The organism is Catellatospora sp. TT07R-123 (assembly GCF_018327705.1).
Taxonomy (GTDB): domain Bacteria; phylum Actinomycetota; class Actinomycetes; order Mycobacteriales; family Micromonosporaceae; genus Catellatospora.
In genome coordinates this window covers 3,174,086-3,190,603 of record NZ_BNEM01000001.1, presented here as the reverse complement: position 1 = coordinate 3,190,603, position 16,518 = coordinate 3,174,086, and the positions used below count along the sequence as shown (strand labels likewise).

General features: G+C 71.0%; 18 protein-coding genes. 15 read left to right on the top strand and 3 right to left on the bottom strand.

Translation table 11 applies throughout. The features are described 5' to 3' along the window. Positions 1-96: 96 nt before the first annotated feature. The 6 genes from Cs7R123_RS13645 (at position 97) to Cs7R123_RS40165 (ending at position 4,535) form a co-directional block, all read left to right on the top strand. Complete coding sequence (locus Cs7R123_RS13645) at positions 97-651, top strand: hypothetical protein (protein ID WP_212826608.1); 555 nt, start codon at positions 97-99, stop codon at positions 649-651. Between the two features lie 144 nt (positions 652-795). Further along, positions 796-1,272 carry a hypothetical protein gene (locus Cs7R123_RS13640; RefSeq protein WP_212826606.1) on the top strand — a complete coding sequence of 159 codons (477 nt, stop codon included), beginning with the start codon at positions 796-798 and terminating at the stop codon, positions 1,270-1,272. 202 nt (positions 1,273-1,474) lie between these two features. Further along, positions 1,475-1,789 carry a 50S ribosomal protein L21 gene (rplU, locus tag Cs7R123_RS13635; protein ID WP_212826604.1) on the top strand — a complete coding sequence of 105 codons (315 nt, stop codon included), beginning with the start codon at positions 1,475-1,477 and terminating at the stop codon, positions 1,787-1,789. 8 nt (positions 1,790-1,797) lie between these two features. Continuing rightward, complete coding sequence (gene rpmA, locus Cs7R123_RS13630) at positions 1,798-2,055, top strand: 50S ribosomal protein L27 (RefSeq protein ID WP_212826602.1); 258 nt, start codon at positions 1,798-1,800, stop codon at positions 2,053-2,055. A gap of 309 nt (positions 2,056-2,364) precedes the next feature. After that, positions 2,365-3,909, top strand: coding sequence for a GTPase ObgE (obgE, locus tag Cs7R123_RS13625; protein ID WP_212826601.1), 1,545 nt, complete (start codon positions 2,365-2,367; stop codon positions 3,907-3,909). Then, positions 3,792-4,535: a GNAT family N-acetyltransferase gene (locus tag Cs7R123_RS40165; protein WP_244871811.1), complete on the top strand. Its 744-nt coding sequence runs from the start codon at positions 3,792-3,794 to the stop codon at positions 4,533-4,535. Before obgE ends, Cs7R123_RS40165 begins: the two co-directional genes overlap by 118 nt. On the opposite strand, the gene trpS is transcribed toward Cs7R123_RS40165, so the two are convergent. Then, positions 4,532-5,533 (bottom strand): tryptophan--tRNA ligase, encoded by a 1,002-nt coding sequence (gene trpS / locus Cs7R123_RS13615; protein WP_212826597.1) that lies wholly within the window; start codon positions 5,531-5,533, stop codon positions 4,532-4,534. The genes Cs7R123_RS40165 and trpS overlap by 4 nt on opposite strands. Positions 5,534-5,772: 239 nt before the next feature. On the opposite strand from trpS, the gene pepN reads away from it, so the two are divergent. From pepN to Cs7R123_RS13580, 7 genes are all read left to right on the top strand, one after another. Next, positions 5,773-8,256: an aminopeptidase N gene (gene pepN, locus Cs7R123_RS13610; RefSeq protein ID WP_212826595.1), complete on the top strand. Its 2,484-nt coding sequence runs from the start codon at positions 5,773-5,775 to the stop codon at positions 8,254-8,256. A gap of 15 nt (positions 8,257-8,271) precedes the next feature. Continuing rightward, the gene (nadD, locus tag Cs7R123_RS13605; RefSeq protein WP_280517294.1) at positions 8,272-8,856 is read left to right on the top strand and encodes a nicotinate-nucleotide adenylyltransferase; all 585 of its coding nucleotides are present in this window, start codon (positions 8,272-8,274) and stop codon (positions 8,854-8,856) included. A 209-nt stretch (positions 8,857-9,065) separates the two neighbouring features. Next, positions 9,066-9,455 (top strand): ribosome silencing factor, encoded by a 390-nt coding sequence (rsfS, locus tag Cs7R123_RS13600; protein ID WP_212826593.1) that lies wholly within the window; start codon positions 9,066-9,068, stop codon positions 9,453-9,455. After that, positions 9,452-10,081: a histidine phosphatase family protein gene (locus Cs7R123_RS13595; protein WP_374706941.1), complete on the top strand. Its 630-nt coding sequence runs from the start codon at positions 9,452-9,454 to the stop codon at positions 10,079-10,081. Before rsfS ends, Cs7R123_RS13595 begins: the two co-directional genes overlap by 4 nt. Before the next feature lie 46 nt (positions 10,082-10,127). Then, the gene (locus tag Cs7R123_RS13590) at positions 10,128-10,547 is read left to right on the top strand and encodes a hypothetical protein (RefSeq protein WP_212826591.1); all 420 of its coding nucleotides are present in this window, start codon (positions 10,128-10,130) and stop codon (positions 10,545-10,547) included. Positions 10,548-10,563: 16 nt separating this feature from the next. Then, positions 10,564-11,436 (top strand): DegV family protein, encoded by an 873-nt coding sequence (locus tag Cs7R123_RS13585; RefSeq protein ID WP_212826589.1) that lies wholly within the window; start codon positions 10,564-10,566, stop codon positions 11,434-11,436. 60 nt (positions 11,437-11,496) lie between these two features. Next, a complete protein-coding gene (locus Cs7R123_RS13580; RefSeq protein WP_212826587.1) occupies positions 11,497-12,435 on the top strand; it encodes a hypothetical protein in 939 nt (312 codons plus the stop codon). Between the two features lie 48 nt (positions 12,436-12,483). Here the strand turns inward: Cs7R123_RS13580 and Cs7R123_RS13575 are convergent, their stop codons facing one another. Then, positions 12,484-14,439, bottom strand: a complete 1,956-nt coding sequence (locus tag Cs7R123_RS13575) for a S8 family peptidase (RefSeq protein ID WP_212826585.1) — start codon at positions 14,437-14,439, stop codon at positions 12,484-12,486. 263 nt (positions 14,440-14,702) lie between these two features. Here Cs7R123_RS13575 and Cs7R123_RS13570 point away from each other — a divergent pair, with 263 nt between their 5' ends. Together Cs7R123_RS13570 and Cs7R123_RS13565 are read left to right on the top strand one after the other, a co-directional pair. Next, positions 14,703-15,020 carry a winged helix-turn-helix domain-containing protein gene (locus Cs7R123_RS13570; protein WP_212826583.1) on the top strand — a complete coding sequence of 106 codons (318 nt, stop codon included), beginning with the start codon at positions 14,703-14,705 and terminating at the stop codon, positions 15,018-15,020. After that, positions 15,020-15,244 (top strand): hypothetical protein, encoded by a 225-nt coding sequence (locus Cs7R123_RS13565; protein ID WP_212826581.1) that lies wholly within the window; start codon positions 15,020-15,022, stop codon positions 15,242-15,244. Before Cs7R123_RS13570 ends, Cs7R123_RS13565 begins: the two co-directional genes overlap by 1 nt. Before the next feature lie 18 nt (positions 15,245-15,262). Here Cs7R123_RS13565 and Cs7R123_RS13560 read toward each other — a convergent pair whose 3' ends face one another. Then, positions 15,263-16,450 (bottom strand): branched-chain amino acid ABC transporter substrate-binding protein, encoded by a 1,188-nt coding sequence (locus Cs7R123_RS13560; protein ID WP_212826579.1) that lies wholly within the window; start codon positions 16,448-16,450, stop codon positions 15,263-15,265. Between the last annotated feature and the right edge of the window lie 68 nt (positions 16,451-16,518).

The following is a 16,518-nucleotide window of genomic DNA, read 5'->3' as shown; positions in this document are numbered from 1 at the left end:
ATGCGCCGTCGCACGGACTGCGTAAGCTGCCCGGGGTACGTTGCCACGACCCCGGGCAGCTTGCTGTCCGGCCCCCGTTTCGGAGGAAACGCCACCATGCGACGCGTCCTGCTCGCCGTCACCCTGAGCCTGTCCCTGGCCGCGGCCGCCGGCTGTGCCGACAGCCCGGTGGTCGACGCGCAACCCTCTGCCTCCACCGCCGCCTCCGCGTCCGCCGCCGCCGACCCCAGCGCGGCGCCCAGCGCCAGTGGCTCGGCGGGCACCGGCACCGGCACCGGCACCACCGACAACAAGGCTGTGTGCGCGGCGTCAGTGCAGGCGGCCAGCACCTTCACCATGACGATCATCTCCAAGGCGCAGAAGGCCGGCGAGGCGCTCAGCGACCCGGCCAAGGCCAAAGCCTTCCTGGACGACCTGTCCAAGGACTACGTGGCGTTCTCGACCACGCTCAAGACCCAGTCGGAGAAGGCGGCCGACCCGGCGCTCAAGAAGGCGCTGGCCGACCTGATCAAGGCGCTGGACTCCGCGCAGGCCGTGCTGGCCGACCCGCAGAAGCTGTCCCAGGACCCGTCGAAGATGCAGGAGATCCTGTTCAGCGCGGATCTGACCGCAGCCGGCGAGGCCCTGGAGAAGCTCTGCCCCACCTCCTGACCCCGGTTCATACTTCCCGGCTGTCCGGTATCGTCCGGGCGTCGGTGGGTATGGGCTGTCTATGCTGCCCGAGCAAGTTGCACTCACCTCGTGCAGGGCAGTGATGTCTGTCCGTTTCACCCCGCTATCCCGAAGGAATCCCTGATGCGACGCATTCTCGCTGCCGCAACCCTGGGCGTGGCGCTGTTCGGTGCCGCCGCCTGCGCCGACACCCCGGTCGACACCCCCGCTGCCAGCGGCGCCCCGTCCGCGGCCGCCTCGCCGACGCCGGCCGGCGTCGACAAGAAGACCGCCTGCGAGAACCTGACCAAGGCCGACGCGGACTTCAAGGCCAAGATCATGCCGCTGCTGCCGAAGCTGATGGACCCGGCCACCGCCGGCGAGGCCGTCCAGGGCATGGTCAAGGAGCTGCCGGCGTTCCAGGCCGCGTACGGCAAGGACGCCGAGACGATCGCCGACGCCGAGCTGAAGGCCGCCGTGCAGGCGGACCTGGCCGGGCTGAACAAGGCCCTGGCGGACGTGGCCGCGGCGGGTGCCGACCAGGCCAAGATCCAGGCGATCGTCACCGGGCCGGAGTTCTCGAGCCTGGGCGAGAAGGTCCAGACCCTCTGCAAGGCGTGAGCCGCTGAGCACGGCGCGGGTGACCACCCTCACCTGCGCCGTGCCGACAGGCCGCCCGGTTTGGGCAACGGGCAGGCCATGACGTAGGCTTCTCTGCGGTGCTCTAACAGGCGCCGTATGCGTGCGTGTGTGACGGCCGGCTTTCGGCCAGGACGCGCCGAGCGCAGTCAACCGCCAGAGCTACGACAGGAGTCCGCGTCTCATGTACGCGATCGTCAAGACCGGCGGCAAGCAGTACAAGGTCGCCGAGGGCGACGTGATCGAGGTCGAGAAGCTCGCGGGCGCGCCCGGCGACGCGGTTGCACTGTCCGCAGTGCTGCTCGTTGATGGCAGCGACCTGGTGACCGACGCGGCGAAGCTTGCCAAGGTTTCTGTTTCCGGAGAGGTCGTGGCCCACACCAAGGGCCCGAAGATCCGGATCCACAAGTTCAAGAACAAGACCGGCTACCACAAGCGGCAGGGTCACCGTCAGCCGCTGACCCAGGTCAAGGTCACCGGCATCAAGAGCGGGAAGTAGGCCTCGAGATGGCACATAAAAAGGGTGCATCCAGCTCGCGCAACGGTCGCGACTCCGCCGCCCAGCGGCTCGGGGTGAAGCGCTTCGGTGGTCAGGTCGTGTCCGCCGGCGAGATCCTCATCCGCCAGCGTGGCACCAAGTTCCACCCGGGCGACCTGGTCGGCCGTGGTAGCGACGACACGCTGTTCGCGCTGGCCCACGGTGCCGTGCAGTTCGGCCTCAAGCGCGGCCGCAAGACCGTGAACATCGTCCCGGTCGAGGGCTGATTGCTCATAAGAGGCGGGAAGGCGCGCTGCGCCTTCCCGCCTCTTACCATTTCCGCCGGCTGCGCCGCGCCGAGGGCCGGGCGGTCACCGCAGTTTCGGGGAAAGTGCACGAATTCCGGCCAGAATTCCTGCACTTTCCCGGAAACTGCAGTGACCCGGACCCGCGTTGTGGTGAGCGTCCCAGTGTGTTCGGGGCATGCGCGGGCCGCGGCGAGCGCTGATTGTCGGGGAGCTCGCCGGCAGTGGTGCGAGTGCGCCCGCAGAGCGGGCATATGCTGATTTAGATCTACATAGCTGGAGGATGGAAACGTGGCGACCTTCGTGGATCGCGTGGTGCTGCACCTACAGGCGGGTGACGGCGGGCACGGTTGCGTCTCCATCCACCGGGAGAAGTTCAAGCCGTTCGGCGGCCCTGACGGGGGCAACGGCGGCCACGGCGGCGGCATCCTGATGGTCGTCGACCCGAACGTGCACACGCTGCTGGACTTCCACTTCCACCCCCACCTCAAGGCCCCGAACGGCAAGGGCGGCGCGGGCAACAACCGCGAGGGCGCCAACGGGACCGACCTGGTGCTCAAGGTGCCCGACGGCACCGTGGTGCAGACGGCCGACGGCGAGGTCATCGCCGACCTGGTGGGCACCGGCACGACCCTGGAGATCGCCCGGGGCGGCCGGGGCGGCCGGGGCAACGCGGCGCTGGCCAGCTCCCGGCGCAAGGCTCCCGGCTTCGCCGAGCTGGGCGAGCCCGGGGACCGGCTCGACGTGGTGGTGGAGCTCAAGAGCGTCGCCGACGTCGGCCTGGTCGGCTTCCCGAGCGCGGGCAAGTCGTCGCTGATCTCGGTGATCTCCGCGGCCAAGCCCAAGATCGCGGACTACCCGTTCACCACGCTGGTGCCGAACCTCGGCGTGGTGCAGGCCGGCGACCAGACGTACACCGTCGCCGACGTGCCCGGCCTGATCCCGGGCGCGGCCGAGGGCAAGGGCCTGGGCCTGGACTTCCTGCGCCACATCGAGCGCACCGCGGTGCTGGCGCACGTCGTGGACACCGCCACGCTGGAGCCCAACCGCGACCCCGCCGCCGACATCGACGCCCTGGAGGCGGAGCTGGCGCAGTACGGCGGGCTGGAGGACCGGCCCCGGATCATCGTGCTCAACAAGATCGACGTACCGGACGGGCGGGATCTGGCCGACATCGTCCGCCCCGACCTGGAGAAGTACGGCTGGCCGATCTACGCCGTCAGCGCCGCCACCCGCGAGGGCCTCCAGGAGCTGATCTACGCGCTGGCCCGGCTGGTCGACGAGCACCGCGCCGCCAAGCCGGTGCTGGAGCCGACCCGCATCGTGCTGCGCCCGAAGGCCGTCGACGACTCCGGCTTCGAGATCGAGCAGGACAAGGCCGGGGTATGGGTCGTGCGCGGCGCCAAGCCCGAGCGCTGGGTGCGGCAGACCACGTTCGACAACGACGAGGCCGTCGGCTACCTGGCCGACCGGCTCGCCCGGCTCGGCGTCGAGGCGAAGCTGGCCAAGCTCGGCGCGCAGCCGGGCGACCCGGTGCGCATCGGCACCATGGAGTTCGACTGGCAGCCCACGGTCTACGCCGGCGTCGACTACGTGCCCGGCAACCGGGGCACCGACATCCGCATCGACGGCGAGCCGACCCGGCCCGGTGCCACCGAGCGCCTGGCCGCCCGCAAGGCACGCCGCGAGCGCGAGGACGGCGACACCGCCGGAGACGAGTGGCTGGAGGACGGGCAGGACGTCCAGGGCCCCGACGGCGCCGCAGACGACGACGAGGACTTCGCCGACGACTTCGACGAGACCGACGCGGACGCGGACGCGGACGAGCGCCGCTGACCGCGGCACCAGCTGGGAAGGGCGCCTTCTCCTGCGCGTCGCGCGGGGAGGGTGCCCTTCTTTCCTTCCTTCGCGCGGGTGTGAACGGTGGGTTTCGCTACGGTTGGGTAACAGCACGGTGCGGGCGGCTCGGGTGTGCGCAGCGCGTAACAGTCCGGAAACATGCCCTGGCTAGCGTCACGACGGTGTTGATCCAGCACCGTGAGATCACCCACCCTGATGTGACCGCGCTCGTACTCGCCGCTGAGGACGAACTTCTCACGCGGTATCCGGGCACGACGCGAACCCCCTTGAACCCCCGTGCCCACTTCGTCGTGGCGTACGTACTGAGCCAGCCGGTCGGGTGCGGAGCGTTGACTCCGCTCGAAACCGGCTCGGGGGAGATCAGGCGAATGTATGTGGCACCGGCGCATCGCCGCGCCGGGGTGGCCCGCCGCATCCTTGCGGCACTGGAACGACGGGCCACCGCCCAGGGCTGGGACACGCTGCTCCTAGAGACCGGCGAGAACCAGCCTGAGGCGATCGCGCTGTACGAGTCGGTGGGCTACCAGCGCACCGAGCCGTACGGCAGATACGTGCACAACTCCAGCTCCGTCTGCTTCACGAAGAAGATCGTTCGGCCCTAGCAACGCAGGCCGATCGCCTCGCCGGCTCGCCGCAGTGTGGCGGCAGCCCGCGGGCGAACCCGCTCGGCCCCGTCGGCCAGGATGCGCTCCACCTCCTGCGGCGGCAGCGCCGCGTACGCCCGCTGAAGCGGTTCCAGCAGCGCCACCACCGCGTCGACCACCCCGGCCTTGAGCGCGCCGTAGGACGTGAAGCGACCCGGTTCCCCGGCGCACGCCTGGTAGATCTCCAGCAGGTTGGTGACGCCCGGCTGCCCTTGCCGGTCGTGGCGGACCACGCCCGCGGTGTCGGTGACCGCGCGCATGACCTTGCGCCGCACCACGTCCGGCGGGTCCAGCAGCCCGATCGTGCCGGCCGCGGAATCGTTGGTCTTGCCCATCTTGGCGCCCGGGTCGGCCAGGTCCATCACCCGCGCCGCGACCTGCGGCAGCTGCCCCACCGGCACGGTGAACACCGTGCCGTAGCGGGCGTTGAACCGGGTCGCCAGGGTGCGGGTGAGCTCCAGGTGCTGGCCCTGGTCGTCGCCGACCGGCACCACGTCGATGTCGTGCACCAGGATGTCGGCGGCCATCAGCACCGGGTACGTCAGCAGGCTGAGCCGGACCCCGGCGGCGCCGGCACCCTTCTCCTTGAACTGGGTCATCCGCTGCGCCTCGCCGTAGCCGGTCGCGCACTCCAGGATGTAATGGAGTCCGGCGTGCTCGGGCAGGTCGGATTGGACGTACAGCACGCCGCGGTCGGGGTCGATCCCGGCCGCCAGCAGCACCCGGGCCTGCTCGCGGACGTACTCGCGCAGCCGGGCCGGGTCGTGCTCGACCGTGAGCGCGTGCATGTCGGCGATCATCGTGATCGAGTCGGTGTCGTACTGCGCGGCCAGCATCGGCCGGATCATGCCGAGCAGGTTGCCCAGGTGCAGGCGGCCGGTGGGCTTGCAGCCGCTCAGGCGGCGGACCCGGGTCGTGGCCGAGGCCTGGGCGGGGCTGAGTGCGGTGAGGGTCATGTCGGTCTCCTGTCGCGATCGCGGTCGCCGGACCGGGAGGCGCACGAGCCCGTGCACGAGAAAGGCCGCCCGGTGAGGCGGCCTGGTGAGGTCATACGGATGCGGGCCGCCGGGTCAGGGCAGCCACCACAGGTTGGTCGTGGGTGTCGTCATCCGCATGACGCCGATTGTGGCACCGCGCGTCGCCGCGCGGCAACCGGCATGTGGCGGCAGGGGGTCTATCAGGCAGGATGGGGCGCATGACGCAGCGCAGCCTCACCCATGCCGAAGCCGTCTCGCGTGCCGCTACCGTGCGGCAGCTGTCGTACGAGCTCGACGTCGACCTCACTACCGGTGAGGAGACCTTCCGCAGCGTGACCACCGTCCGCTTCCAGGCGGCACCCGGCACCGCCACCTTCCTCGAAGTGCGGGCCGATCGCCTGCTGGCGGCGACGCTCAACGGCGTGCCGCTGCCGGAGTCGGCCTTCGCCGAGGGGCGGCTGGCGCTGGACGGGCTCGCCGAGCAGAACACCGTCGAGGTGACCGCGGATTACCCGTACACCCGCACCAGCGAGGGCATCCACCGCTTCACCGACCCCGCCGACGGCCTGGTCTACACGTACGCGCAGCCCTCGATCGCCGACGCGCCCCGGTTCATGGCCTGCTTCGACCAGCCGGACCTGAAGGCGCCGGTGACCCTGGCCGTCACCGCCGACCCGTCGTGGCTGGTCCGCGCCAACGCCGACGGCGCGCAGACCGCCCCGGGCCGGTGGGAGTTCGCGGCCACCAAGCCGGTCGCCACGTACCTGATCACGTTCGTGGCCGGGCCGTACGTCCAGGTGGACGACGCCCACGACGGCATCGGCATGGCGATCGTGGCGCGGGCCAGCGAGGCCGAGGCGCTGCACCGCGACGCCCCCGAGATCTTCATGCTGACCAAGGCGTTCCTGGACCGCTACCACGAGCTGTTCGGCGTGCGCTACCCGTTCGGCAAGTACGACCAGGCGTTCGTGCCCGAGTTCAGCTGGGGCGCGATGGAGTTCCCCGGCCTGGTCGTGTTCCGCGACGAGCTGCTGTTCCGCGCGACGGTCACCGACACCGAGCGGCTGGAGCGGGCCGCCATCATCGCCCACGAGATGGCGCACATGTGGTTCGGCGACCTGGTCACCATGCGCTGGTGGGACGACCTGTGGCTGAACGAGTCGTTCGCGACGTACATGGGCTACCGGCTGGTGGCCGAGGTGACGCCGTGGCCGCAGTCGTGGACCCGCTTCGGCGTCGGCCGCAAGGCCTGGGGGTACGCCGCCGACCAGCGCCCGTCCACGCACCCGATCGCGCCGACCGAGGTCGCCGACACCGACGCGGCGTTCGCCAACTTCGACGGCATCTCCTACGCCAAGGGCTGCTCGGCGCTGCGGCAGCTGGTGGCGTGGATCGGCGACGACGCGTTCCTGGCGGGGCTGCGGTCCTACTTCGACAAGCACGCCTGGGGCAACGCCACCCTGGCCGACCTGCTGGACGCGCTGTCGCAGGCCAGCGGCCGGGACCTGGACGCGTGGGCGCGCGACTGGCTGCGCACCCCGCAGGTGAACACGCTGCGCCCGGAGATCACCTGGGCGGCGGACGGGTCGTACGAGTCGGTCGCCGTGGTGCAGACCGCGTCGCCGCAGTTCCCGGTGCTGCGCCCGCACCGCATCGGCCTGGGCTGGTTCGACGAGCAGGGGCAGTGGCGGCGCACCGAGATCGAGGTGTCCGGCGCGGTGACCCCGGTGCCGCAGCTCTCCGGCGTACGCGGAAAGGGCCTGCTGCTCAACGACGGCGACCTCACCTTCGCCAAGATCCGCCTGGACGACCGGACCCGGACCGACCTGGGTGCGCTGCTCGCCGAGCAGCCGGACTCGCTGACCCGCGCGCTGCTGTGGAACAGCGCCTGGGACGCCACCCGCGACGCCGAGTGGCCCGCGCTGGAGTTCGTGCGCCTGGCCGCCGACGTGCTGCCGGCCGAGACGGACGTGACCCTGGCCGAGTCGGTTTTCGCGCTGGCCCGTCTGGCGGTCAACACGTTCCTGCCGGAACAGCAGCGCGAGCAGGGCCGGGCGGCGCTGGCCGCGGCCGCCCGCACGCTGCTGGAGACCGCCGCGCCGGGCAGCGGGCGCCAGCTCGTCGGCGCGCGCCAGCTGACCGCGGTCGGCGGCGCGGGCGAGCGCGAGCTGCTGCGCGGCTGGCTCGACGGCACCGCGGTGCCCGAGGGCCTGGTCGTCGACAGCGAGCTGCGCTGGTCGGTGCTGACCCGGCTGTCGGTGCTCGGCGACGTGTCCGAGGCCGAGATCGACGCCGAGCTGGCGCGCGACAACAGCGCCCGGGGTGAGCAGGAGGCCGTGCGCTGCCGTGCGTCGCGGCCGGACCCGCAGGCCAAGGCGTGGGCCTTCGACCTGATCGTGCGCGAGCAGGGGCTGTCCAACCGGATCTGCGCCGCGGCCGGGCTGGGGATGTGGCAGCCAGAGCACGCCGAGCTGACCGAGCCGTACGTGGCGCGGTTCTTCGCCGAGCTGCCCGCCTCGGCCGGCCGCTCGGGCGACATGCTGGCCCACCTGGTCGCGGCCGCGTACCCGGTCTACGCCGTGTCGCCCGCCACGCTGGCCGCCGCCGAGCGGGCGCTGGCGGGCCCGGTGCACCCGCTGCCGGCGCGGCAGCTGGCCGACAGCACCGATGATCTAGCGCGGGCGCTGCGGGCCAGAGGCTGACGTACGGTGGAGGGCGTGGCGAGTCGTATCGGGATCATGGGCGGGACCTTCGATCCCATCCACCATGGACACCTCGTGGCCGCCAGCGAGGTGGCCGACCGCTACGCCCTCGACGAGGTCGTGTTCGTGCCGACCGGGCAGCCGTGGCAGAAGAGCGGCAACCCGGTGACGGCGGCGGAGGACCGCTACCTGATGACGGTCATCGCGACCGCGTCGAACCCGCGGTTCTCCGTCAGCCGGGCCGACATCGACCGGGGCGGGGACACCTACACGGTGGACACCCTGCGTGAGCTGCGCGGGCAGTACGGCGAGAAGACCGAGCTGTTCTTCATCACCGGCGCCGACGCGCTTTCCAAGATCCTCTCTTGGAAGGACGCGAACCAGCTGTTCGAGCTGGCCCACTTCGTCGGGGTGACCCGGCCCGGGTTCGACCTCACCGACGCGCATCTGCCCGCCGACGTGGTGAGCCTGGTCCAGGTGCCGGCGATGGCGATCTCGTCCACCGACTGCCGCCGGCGCGTCGCCGCGGGCCAGCCCGTCTGGTACCTGGTACCGGACGGGGTAGTGCAATACATCACAAAACGGCGTCTTTACCGCTGATCGGCGGTGGGCTGGGGCACCTCGTCGCAATCTCAGCGGCGTCTTCCGGCGCGCCTGTGAGATTCTTGATGTCAAGCCTGTCCGCACCCAGCGGGGGGTTGACCGTCGCCAGCGGTAGCGGCCGCTCGGTGTCATCCGTAGCAGCGCGAAGGATGACGCCGATTAAGGCCGCGGTAGCTGGCGAGCATGACACGACCGAAAGGACCAAGGTGCCCGCAACCGAGCGTGCCGTCGAGATGGCGCTGGCCGCAGCACAGGCCGCCGCCGACAAGAAGGCCGAGGACATCGTCCTGCTGGACGTGGGCGACCAGCTCGTCATCACCGACGTCTTCGTGGTCGCCTCCGCCTCCAACGAACGCCAGGTGCTCGCCATCGTCGACGCGATCGAGGATGCCCTGCTCCAGCTGCCCGAGAAGGCCAAGCCCGTGCGCCGCGAGGGCGAGCGCGCCGGCCGCTGGGTCCTGCTGGACTTCAACGACATCGTGGTGCACGTGCAGCACAGCGAGGAGCGCGAGTTCTACGCGCTGGACCGGCTGTGGAAGGACTGCGCCCGGATCGAGTTCGTCGACCGCCACCTGGCGGCCCAGGACGCCGCGTGAGCAACGAGCGGGGCTCGGAGCACGCTGTGACCCGGGTCGTCCTCTGGCGGCACGGCAACACGTACTACAACGCCGAGGGCCGGGTGCAGGGGCAGCAGGACTCGCCGCTCAACGACACGGGCCGCGCGCAGGCTGCTGCCGCGGCCCCGGCGCTCGCTCGCCGCGGCCCCGTCCGGCTGGTCACCAGCGACCTCAGCCGCGCCGCGCACACCGCGGCCGCGCTGGCGGAGCTGACCGGGCTGGTGGCCGAGCGCGACCCGCGGCTGCGCGAGCGCGGCTTCGGGCAGTGGGAAGACCTGCTGATGACCGAGGTCAAGGAGCGGTTCCCGGTCTCGTGGCGCGGCTGGCGTGACGCCGTGGACGCCCCGGGCGACGGCGTCGAGCCACTGGCCGACCTGGGCAAGCGGGTCGTCGAGGTCATCCGGCAGGCCGCCGAGGCCGCCCCGGGTGCCACCACGGTGCTCGCCTCGCACGGCGCCGCCATCAAGTACGGCGTCGCCACCCTGCTGGGCTGGCCGTACGAGATCCTGCCGACGATCATGCCGATCCAGAACTGCCACTGGGTCGACCTGACCCACTCGGCAGAGCACGGCTGGCGGGTGTCGGCGTACAACGCGGGTGTCTGAGCAGCGCTCGCGCAACTCCCGGCGTGCCGGTAACGTCCCATCTGACATGACGACGCGAAAGCACCTGACGCGAACCCTGCTGGCCGCGACGCTGCTGGGCGGCCTGCTGGCCGGTTGCGCGCGCACCGGCACCGCGGAGCCGAACGGCACACCCACCGGGGAGGCCAGTGTGAGCAGCGCACCGTCGCCGGGCGCGGGCACGCCCAAGCCGCCGAAGGGCGGCCCGAGCATCCCGCCCCCGGCCAGGGACGAGATCACCGTGACCGGCACCGTCGAGCATGTCGACCTGGAGGGCGGCTGCACCGTGCTGCGCGCGTCCGGCAAGACCTACGAGCTGATGGGCGGCGACCGCGACGTCATCACGCCCGGGGCCCGGCTGACGGTCACCGGCCGCATCCGCACCGACATCGCGACGATCTGCCAGATGGGGCCTGTGCTCGAGGTCATCTCGGCACAGCCGTCGTGACAGGTAGCGTGCGCGCATGGCCGTAGCCGTCGTCACCGACTCCACCGCGTACCTGCCCGCCGCCGTCGGCGACGGGACGCTCACCGTGGTGCCCCTGCACATCGTGCTCGGCGGCGTGTCGGGCCGCGAGGGCGTCGACGTCACCCCGGCCGAGGTCGCGGTGGCGCTGACCGCGCGGCGGGTGTCGGTCACCACCTCCCAGCCCACTCCGGCCGAGTTCAAGCAGGTGTACGACCACCTGTTCGCCGCGGGCGTCGACGGTGTCGTCTCGGTGCACCTGGCCGGGGCGCTGTCGGGCACGCTCGGCTCGGCCGCGATCGCGGCCAAGCAGGCGGCCGGGCCGGTCGAGGTGGTCGACTCGTGCTCGGCGGCGATGGGCGTGGGCTTCCCGGCCCTGGCGGCGGCGCGGGCCGCGGCCGAGGGCAGGGACCTCAAGGGGGTACGCGAGGCGGCGCTGTCCACCATCAGCCGCACCTCCACCTTCTTCTACGTCGACACGCTGGAGCACCTGCGCCGGGGCGGCCGGATCAACGCCGCGTCCGCGCTGGTCGGCACGGCGCTGGCGGTCAAGCCGCTGCTGGAGGTCTCGGCGGGCGGCATCTCCATGCGCGACAAGGTGCGCACCGCCGCCCGTGCCCTGGACCGGCTGGTGGCGCTCGCGGTGCAGGCGTCCGGGGACGGCCCGGTCGAGGTCGCGGTGCACCACCTGGCCGCCGCCGAGCGGGCCGGCTCGGTCGCGGCGGCGCTGCGGGAACGGCTCGGCGACCGGCTGTGCGAGCTCTACACCAGCGAGGTCGGCGCGGTCGTCGCCGCGCACGTCGGCCCCGGTCTGGCCGGGATCGTCGTGCACCGCCTACCGGAGCCGGACCAGTCCCTGCTGCCCGGCTGAGCACCCGCGGCGGCGCAGTGCGGTGGCGGTATCGCGCAGCGGTGACGATACTCACCGTTCATGGAGAAGGCTCGACCGGATTCGGTCGGCCGGGACCTGGCGCACGCGCTGCGAACCGGCCCGTTCTCCGCCGTGCTCCACCTGGCCATCGAAGACCGGGGAATGCGGTTGGAGGAGATCCAGGAGCGGCTTGCCGCTGCCGGGATCACAGTCAGCACCACCACGTTGAGCTACTGGCGCCGGGGGCGCAGCCGTCCTGAGCGCCCCGAGTCGATGAAGGCGGTCCGGCTGCTGGAGCAGATCCTGTCGCTGCCCGCCGAGTCCCTGATAGCCCAGCTCGGTCCGCGCCGCCCGCGCGGGCGCTGGCTGGGCCAGCCCCCGGGGACCATCGACATCGACCGGCTGTTCACCGACTCGCCCAGCGTCGCCAAGATGATCGGGGAGCTGGACCGCTGGCTCTACCACGAGCTCAGCCGGGTCAGCCTGCACGACGTGTACCAGGTGGGCGCGCAGCGGCAGGAGATCAGCCTCAGCTGCCGGCAGGTGCTGCGGGCCAACGTGGACCGGGTGTCGCGCACCGTCGGCATCTTCCGCACCGACGATCCGGGCGCCCCGGTGCAGATCAACGCGCTGCGCAACTGCCGCCTGGGGCGGGTGCGCACCGATCCGGACAGCGGGCTGTGCGCCGCTGAGATCATCTTCGACCGGATGCTGTCGCAGGGCGACACGGTGGTGCTGGAGTACGAGTTCCTCAGCAGCTCCGCCGCGCCCACCGACATCTACTACCGGGGTTTCTCGGTGCCGGTGGGGGAGTACCTGCTGCAACTGCAGTTCCACCGCGACGCGGTGCCGGCCCGGTGCTACCGGTTCGAGCGGCGCGGCGTGAACGCCCCGGACCAGGGGCTGCGCGAGGTGTGGATCGGCTCGACGCACGGGGCGCACCTGGTCGGTTCGGACGTGCCGCCGGGCATCGTGGGCATGCGCTGGGAATGGGAATAGCGGTCGGGCGTCCTCGTGAGACGCCCGACCGCCACCCTCCCCCGCAGGTCAGGAGGCGCTGATGGTCACATCGTCGATGACCCAGCTGGTCTGGAGGTTCTGGTCCTCGACGCCGCTGAACTTCAGCGTCACCGTCTGCCCGGCGAACTGGCTCACGTTGACCACCTTCTCCACGTACGCCGAGTTGGCGTCGAGGTTCGTGGCGGAAACGACCGTCGTGCTGCCCATGGTCACGGTCAACCGGTCGTAGACCAGGCCGTCGTTCTCGGCGGTCGTGATCCGGATCCAGTAGCGCAGCGTCACACTCGTGCAGCCGGCGGGAATGGTCACCGACTGGGAGATGTAATCAGTGTGCGTCTGGCCCTGGCCGCCCAGCCACGCGCTGCGCGTGCCGGTGTGGCCCGGGTAGCCGTACCCCGACCAGGCGCCGATGACGCCGCTGTTCGAGGCCCACGGGGTGGTGCCGTTCTCCAGGCTGGAGTTGCCGACCACCTGCACCGGGGTGCAGCCGCCGCCGCCCGAGGTGACCGTCCAGGTGAACGTGACGGTCCCGGTCTTGCTCGCCGAGTCGGTCACCGTGACGGTGACGTTGTAGCTGGCGGCGGTGGTCGGGCTGCCCGTGATGAGGCCGGTCGACGAGCCGATCGACAGGCCGGCGGGCAGGCCGGAGGCGCTCCAGGTGTAGGGGGAGGTGCCGCCGGACGCCTGCAGCTGCAGGTTGACCGACTGACCGACCCCGGTGCTCTGGTTACCGGGGTTGGTCACCGACGGGTTGCCCGGCTGGGTCCCGCCGTTCATGAAGCCCGTGTACAGCAGGCGGTTCGGCGAACCGGTGCCCGGGCTGGTGATCTTTCCAGTGGTGGCGTTGTTGACCAGCGCGTCGCGGACCTGGGCCGGGGTGGCGTTGGGGTTCTGTCCCAGGTAGACGGCGGCGGCGCCGGTGACGTGCGGGGACGCCATCGAGGTGCCGGTCATCGTGGCGCTGCCGGTGTTGCTGGAGTACGACGCCGACACGATGCTCGTGCCCGGCGCGAACAGGTCCAGGCAGGTGCCGTAGTTGCTGGTGCTGTTGCGGGCGTCGGAGCTGTTGGAGTTGCCGACGGTCACCGCCGCCGACACCGCCTGCGGGCTGTAGTTGCAGGCGTTGTCGCCGGAGTTGCCGGCCGCCATGACGACCTGGATCCCCGAGTTGATCAGGTTGGTGACCGCGGTGTCCATGGCCTGGCTGGTGCACGGGCTGGTGCAGCCGATGCTGTAGTTGACGACCGCGGGCTTGACGCCGTTGGTGCGCACCCAGTTGAACCCGGCGATCAGGTCGTCGTTGGTGCCGCTGCCCTGGCAGTCCAGCACGCGTACCGACACCAGGCTGGCCTTCTTGGCGATGCCGTACGTGGTGCCGACCGCGGTGCCCGCCACGTGGGTGCCGTGGCCGTGGCAGTCGGCGGGGTTGCTGTCCCCGTCGACGATGTCGGTGCCCTGCTTGACCCGGCCGGTGAACTCCTGGTGGTTGGGGTTCAGGCCGGTGTCGGTGATGTACACGGTCACGCCCTGGCCGGGGTTGGCCGGGTAGGCGAACGACTGGTTCAGCGGCAGGTTCGCCTGGTCGATGCGGTCGTCGCCCCAGTTCGGCGGGTTGCTCTGGGTGTCGGCGATCTGCACGTGCTGGACGGCCTCGACCGAGGCGACGGCCGGGTCGGCGGCCAGGCGGCGGGCCTGCTGCGCCGACAGCGACACCGAGAAGCCGTGCAGCGCGGCGTCGTACACGTGGCGGGTCTTCCCGCCGAACCGGCCCGCGAGGTCGCGGGCCTTGGCGCCGATGGCCGACGCGGTGGCGGCCACCGCGGAGTCCTTCAGCACCACGATGTAGCGCCCGGGGACGGCGCTGGGGCTGTCCGCGTACCGGACGGTGCCCTCGGGGGCGGCCTGCGCCGGACCCGGAACGCCGACCGCGGCCGCGAACACCAGGACGAACGCGGCACCGAAGCCGTAGATGCGTTGCAGCAAGGTGATCTCCTCCCAGAAGCCGGCTTCGCGACCGGGTCCGGTTGACGCCGGCCGCGAAGGGCTGGGGAGAACCTAGGAGCGCGTGTACAGGTAGCGGCAGGTCTGTGAACAGCTTTCGACGATTCGTAACGTCAAAACTGTTGAAAAACTGGGAAGAGCCTTCTGTCGTGAACCGACAGAGTCCCGACAGTTGAACCCGCTGCTCTTACGCGCGGTTGACACCTGTCATAGAATTCTTACAGGTGTTAGTCAGAGAGGTACCAGTGGACGTCGAAAGCCTGGTCGGCCGCCTCGCGGCGGTGGCCAACCCGTTGCGGTTGCGCATCCTGGCCACCCTGGCCGAGGAGTCGACGCACGTCAGCGAGCTGGCCAGACGGACCGGCATGTCCCGGGCGCTGCTCTATCTGCACCTGCGCCGACTCGAAGAGGTCGGCTACGTCACGGGGCACCTGGAGCTGTCGCCCGACGGCAAGGCGCTCAAGTATTTCGAGGCGGTGCCGTTCGCGCTCACCGTCGATCTGCCCACCGTCCGGGCCGCGGTCGCCGCGAGCCCTCCCGTCACCCCTGAGGAAGATTCGTAATGGAGAGCATCCCCTGGTTCGGCTGGGTGGCCATCATCGGCGCCGTCAGCTGGGTAATCCCCGTCGTGCTGCACACGCTGCGGCAGCGCCCGGCCGTCGCGGACGACGCGCTGCGGGCCAGCCTCGACGGCCTGGCCGCCACCAACCGTCAGCTCGCCCAGCGGCTCGACCAGGTCGACCAGCGCCTGGGCAAGATCGAGACCACCCTCAACGACATTCCGTGACCGGGCGCCGGGCCCTGGTCAGCCCGTCTGGCTGACCAGGGTGAAGGCCCCGTCGTGGATCTTCAGCAGCATGAAGTCCGGGTGCGGCTGGGTCCCGTCCGGCCCGAACTGCGAGGGGCCCGACAGCAGCTGGATGTCGGCCGGGGTGGTGGCGGCGATCGCCTTGCGCACGGCCTCCCGGTCCAGGCTGCCCGCGCGCTGGATCGCGTTGACGGCCAGCTTGAACGCGTCGTAGCTCTGCATCGTGAACGGCCCCGGTTCGTGGCCGTACGCGGCCCGGTAGCGCTGCGCCCACTCCTTGGCCTTCGGCTCGAACTGCGCCAGCGGCAGCGTGATCCCGTAGACGCCCTCGGTCTCCTGCGGCGTCAGCTTGTCGAACAGGGTGGGGTCCAGTCCCGCGTCCGACAGCATGATCGTGCCGGTGAACTTGGCGGCCCGCAGGTCGCGGATGATGGTGGCCGCCTCCGGGTAGTACCCGGTGAACAGGACCGCGTCGGCCTGCTTCTGCATGACCTCGTCGACCACGCGCGGGTAGCTGTTGGCGCCCTGGCTGATGCGCAGCCGGGCGGCCAGCTCCAGTCCCGCGTCCGGCTGCTTCAGGCGCTCGACGGCGGCCTGGGCCACCGACTGCGGGAAGCTGGTGCCGTCGTCGACCACGGCCAGCTTCTTGCGGCCCAGCTTGGCCAGCGACTGCACCGCACGCTCACCCTCCTCCTTGGCGGTGCCCGCCAGCAGGAAGACGCTGTCGTAGCCGGGGGCGAGCAGGTCCATCGAGTTCGCCGCCGGGATGATCATCGGGATGGCGGCGGTGTGGAACGGCTTCAGCACGGGCACGACCGCGACGCTGCACCCGCCGCCGACCGACACCGTGATGTCCTTGGCCACCAGGTCGTTCGCCTTCACCACCGCCGTGCCGGGGTCGCACGCGTCGTCGCCGGTCACCAGCTCGACCGGGTGCCCGAGCACGCCGCCCGCGTCGTTGACCTCCTTGATCGCGAGCTGGTACGCCTCCATCATCCGCTGGCCGGTCGGCGCGTTGTCGCCGGTCAGCGGAATCAGTGCGCCGATACGTACTGTTTGTGGCGTATCATCCGGCTTGCTGGGGGTGCTGCATGCGGCCAGAACACCGCACAGAGCGGCCAGCATCGCGGCGGCCGCTGCCCGAAGGCGGCGGCGCGCGGCTCGTCGTGGCTGGAGGTCGTCCATACGGTGAATTATTATCACGTGTTAGTAGGATAAGCCGGATATGCCGTCCTGGCCATCTGCCTCGTCGG